The organism is Oceanospirillum maris DSM 6286 (genome assembly GCF_000422865.1).
Classification (GTDB): domain Bacteria; phylum Pseudomonadota; class Gammaproteobacteria; order Pseudomonadales; family Halomonadaceae; genus Oceanospirillum; species Oceanospirillum maris.
This window is the reverse complement of record NZ_AUGW01000044.1, coordinates 1-3,360: the sequence shown is the minus strand read 5'-3', so window position 1 is coordinate 3,360 and position 3,360 is coordinate 1. Positions and strand designations below refer to the sequence as shown.

The 3,360-nt window shown below is 44.3% G+C and carries 3 protein-coding genes and 1 pseudogene; 3 read left to right on the top strand and 1 reads right to left on the bottom strand.

Annotated elements, in window-relative coordinates; all coding sequences use genetic code 11:
* The first annotated feature begins 188 nt into the window (after positions 1-188).
* Entirely contained in the window at positions 189-563 is a 375-nt protein-coding gene (locus G517_RS0111905) for a hypothetical protein (RefSeq protein ID WP_028304598.1), read from the top strand.
* 471 nt (positions 564-1,034) lie between these two features.
* Positions 1,035-1,229 (top strand): annotated as a pseudogene (locus G517_RS21395) (IS1182 family transposase); the annotation flags it as partial.
* A 51-nt stretch (positions 1,230-1,280) separates the two neighbouring features.
* Here the strand turns inward: G517_RS21395 and G517_RS0111900 are convergent.
* Positions 1,281-2,099, bottom strand: coding sequence for a sulfite exporter TauE/SafE family protein (locus tag G517_RS0111900; RefSeq protein ID WP_028304597.1), 819 nt, complete (start codon positions 2,097-2,099; stop codon positions 1,281-1,283).
* 115 nt (positions 2,100-2,214) lie between these two features.
* On the opposite strand from G517_RS0111900, the gene G517_RS0111895 reads away from it, so the two are divergent.
* Positions 2,215-3,000, top strand: coding sequence for an AraC family transcriptional regulator (locus G517_RS0111895; protein WP_028304596.1), 786 nt, complete (start codon positions 2,215-2,217; stop codon positions 2,998-3,000).
* The last annotated feature ends 360 nt before the right edge of the window (positions 3,001-3,360 follow it).

Genomic DNA, 3,360 nt, shown 5'->3' with positions numbered 1-3,360 from the left:
AGGCACTGAAAGCAGCACGAATCGAGCTTGCAGAAGCCAAAGTCTGAAAAGGCTAGAAAACACAGAATCAACCAAGGGTTGCTGAAAAAAAACAGCCATCAAAAATAAACAACAGAAAACGAGCTGCTGGCGGGAAAAGTTGGCTGAAAATAGGTTTTTCTACAGGCTCGTTATGCACAAGGAATAGTATGATCTCAGAAATAACCATAATTAACTTACAGGTAGTTTCCGCCATTCTGATGGGGTATGAATTCTTTATCTCTGAAAAAATGAAATCATCGGTAGATGCGTGGGCAAAAAGACATGCAACATCGTTACGGGATTCCTCCTTCGACGAGATTAAAAAACAGATTTTCGTAATAAAGAAACATATTCCGTACTATGTATCTGCAATAGTATTTTTTACGCTTGGCCTGGCTTGCTTCAAACTAATTCATTTCTTTGAAGCGGAATTGAATTTAATATGGTTAGCACTTATTTTAGCTTTATCTGCAATATTCTTTATTGTCGGCGCATTCAATACTGTTTTAGATAAACTAATTATTGAAGGGTTCAGGCTGTAGGAAAACCTAACAGGTTCTGGTTGTTGAGAATTTATCGCGCGCCTACTTTGATTTAAGAGTATTTGGCGATAAAAACTGCTCCAGAATTCACGTAGAGGCAGTATTTTTAGTACAAAAAATGATCAATTTTTGAAGCAGAGGTTTTTCTACAGCCTCGTTAGCTCCAATGATTATTCCGCTTGGAAAATGGGGGCTTGCTCTGTATTTGCTGTTTACTGCAAAAGGAGTTATTTCTGGTGCTGGCTTTATTTTCTTAGCTGCTTCTTTTATATGTAGGTATCACAATGCCGTCTATGCATAACAAGCACATCAAAAACCGCTTCACTACGTTGCGCTGGACGTCGCTGACGCTCCGCCTTTTATGTGGCTTCAGGCTGTAGAAAAACCTCCCGAACAATGATCTGGTCGGGTTTTGAAGCGCAGGAGGCGGTGGTGGCTCGATTCAAGCACTAGGACTACAACCAAACGTCGATGGTGGTCAATGGTCAGGGCCAGTTGCTGCTGGGTGCTTTTGAGCATGCACTGCCTTACCTCCGTTTTTTATGAAAAGCTGGATCTTTCCTGTTAAAGATCATCCTGTTTGCTTATTCCAAAGACATCACTTCCAGCCGCGAGATCCCGTGGTGCTACGAAACTAACATGATCTTTAACCCCCTGCCTTGTGATCCGCTTTTATCCACGGTAAGGCATTGGTAAGAGAAAAACCGTAGACGATAACTAACCCGAAACGTTCTCTATTACCTGCATCAGCATCTTCAGGCTAAGTAGCAGCGATAATATACCCAGAATCTTCTTTAAGCTTTTGGCTGGTAAGTGGGCCGCACAAGCAACGCCAAGTGGGGCTGAAAAATAGCTTGTTAATGAGAACAGAACAGCAGCAGGTAAGTAGATATAGCCAAAGGTAAGCTGGCCTGGAGAGGTGTGCTGCCAGCCGTTGATCAGGTAACCCGCTGTTCCAGCTAAGGCTAATGGGAAACCGACCGTGGCCGCAGTACCGACAGCGTGTTTTACATCAAAATTCTGGTTCATTAAGTAGGGAACGATCATACCCGCGCCGCTGACAGAGACCAAGGCTGATACAGTGCCAATCAATGTACCAACGATGGTGTTTCCTACCGTTTTATGAGGTCTTAGGTTGGTTTTTTGTCTGTTCGGTTGGAACATTTTGTAGGCAATATAGAGCATAAATAGACTAAAAAATAAGGCCAGAAAAACACCGTTGACCGCTGAGGCGATGGTGGTGGCTATAAGGCTACCGACTATAACGCCTGACGCCATTTTGGTTGCCAGAATAGTGTTTACATGACCTTTATTGTAATGCGCTCGCATACTGCTGAAGGTCGTGAAAATCATGGCTGCCATTGAGGTACCCAGGGCCATATGCACCACCTCTTGGTTGGCGATGCCTTGTGCAGTGAATATTATCGTAAATGCAGGCACTGCTAAGCCACCACCACCCACCCCGACTAAGCCTGCGATAAACCCGACTCCTATCCCTAGTGCGGCATAATAGAGTGCAAATGTTAGGTCTATCATCTTCAGATTCCTCCTGTTTGTAAGTAGGTGACCTATCTTAGAGGGTTCGCTTCCTGGCATGATAATGTTATATGGCCTTAAAATAATGAAAAGTGGCCAATTTTGAGGAGGTGGTGTGAGTGTTCGGGAGATGAGTGAAAGGGAGTCCGGGGCAGAGCTGATAACAGCTCAGTGGTCACATGGCGGCCATGGTAGTGGTAGAGCTCAGAAACCATATTGTTGGCACCATCATCTGAGAGGGCAGCTTCTGTGTGTTCATTCAGGCCTTGTACAGATAAAAACAGTTATGGGGACATGGGTCTTGCCTCCGCACCGTGCTGGCTGGATTCCACCTGGAGCAGAGCACAGTGTACTTTTTTGCAGCGCTGTTGCGGGATACTCTGTTTTACTGCAGCCTCAGTTGTGTGAGACGCTACCAAAAAGCCCAAGGGTATTGGGATTAAATCAACTTTTAGAGTCGATGGTAGTCCGAAGCGCGGGTTGGAGTAAGGAGCAATTAACAGCAGAAAATCAGCGTATTGTGCATGTCATAAACGATGAAATACGTACTGCAGAGGTGGAGAAACTCTATCTGCCTATGCCAAAAGATCCGCGTTTGGTTCGCATTGCTGAGATTGTTCTGAGTAACCCCGGCGCTCAACAAAGTATAGATCAGTTGGCCAGTGCCGGTGGGCTCTCTGCGCGCACCCTAAGACGTTTAATGCCTGCTGAAACGGGCCTGACTTTTATGCAGTGGCGTAACCTGGCGCGGTTAAATCATGCGTTGGCGTTGCTGGCGCAAGGTGGAACCGTGGGTGATGTAGCCTTCGCACTGGGTTACGCTACGCCGAGTAATTTTATTGCTATGTTTAAAAAAGAGATGGGAGAATCGCCGGCACACTATTTCTCTCGTACAAATTAGTGTAAAAATTAGCGTTTATTCATGGGGTATGAGCTCTTGTGGATAGTGTTTTTACAATTACGTTAAATTAAAAAAAAATTTAAGGCGGGCTTGTGAAATTGAGAACCATTTTTACATTGTTTTTTTGCATAACGTTATCATTAGGTGTTAGTGCTAAAGACGCTAACTTAGCGGGGGTTATAGTCCATAGCTTTTTCAGCCCTGAAAGAAATGATCGTGTAGAGGTTTATGTTTGGTATCCCACAGAGTCTGAATCTGTGAATTTTGTTCTGGTTGAATATACCGGACACCTCAAGAAGAGATAAACTCTTCATAACGAGAGGTGTTAACCATGACTGCAAAACGAAGCTATAAGCAATA

Coding starts and splice junctions, on each gene's coding strand:
- G517_RS0111905 (WP_028304598.1), top strand. CDS start 189: ATGATCTCAGAAATAACCATAATTAACTTACAGGTAGTTTCCGCCATT.
- G517_RS0111900 (WP_028304597.1), bottom strand. CDS start 2,099: ATGATAGACCTAACATTTGCACTCTATTATGCCGCACTAGGGATAGGA.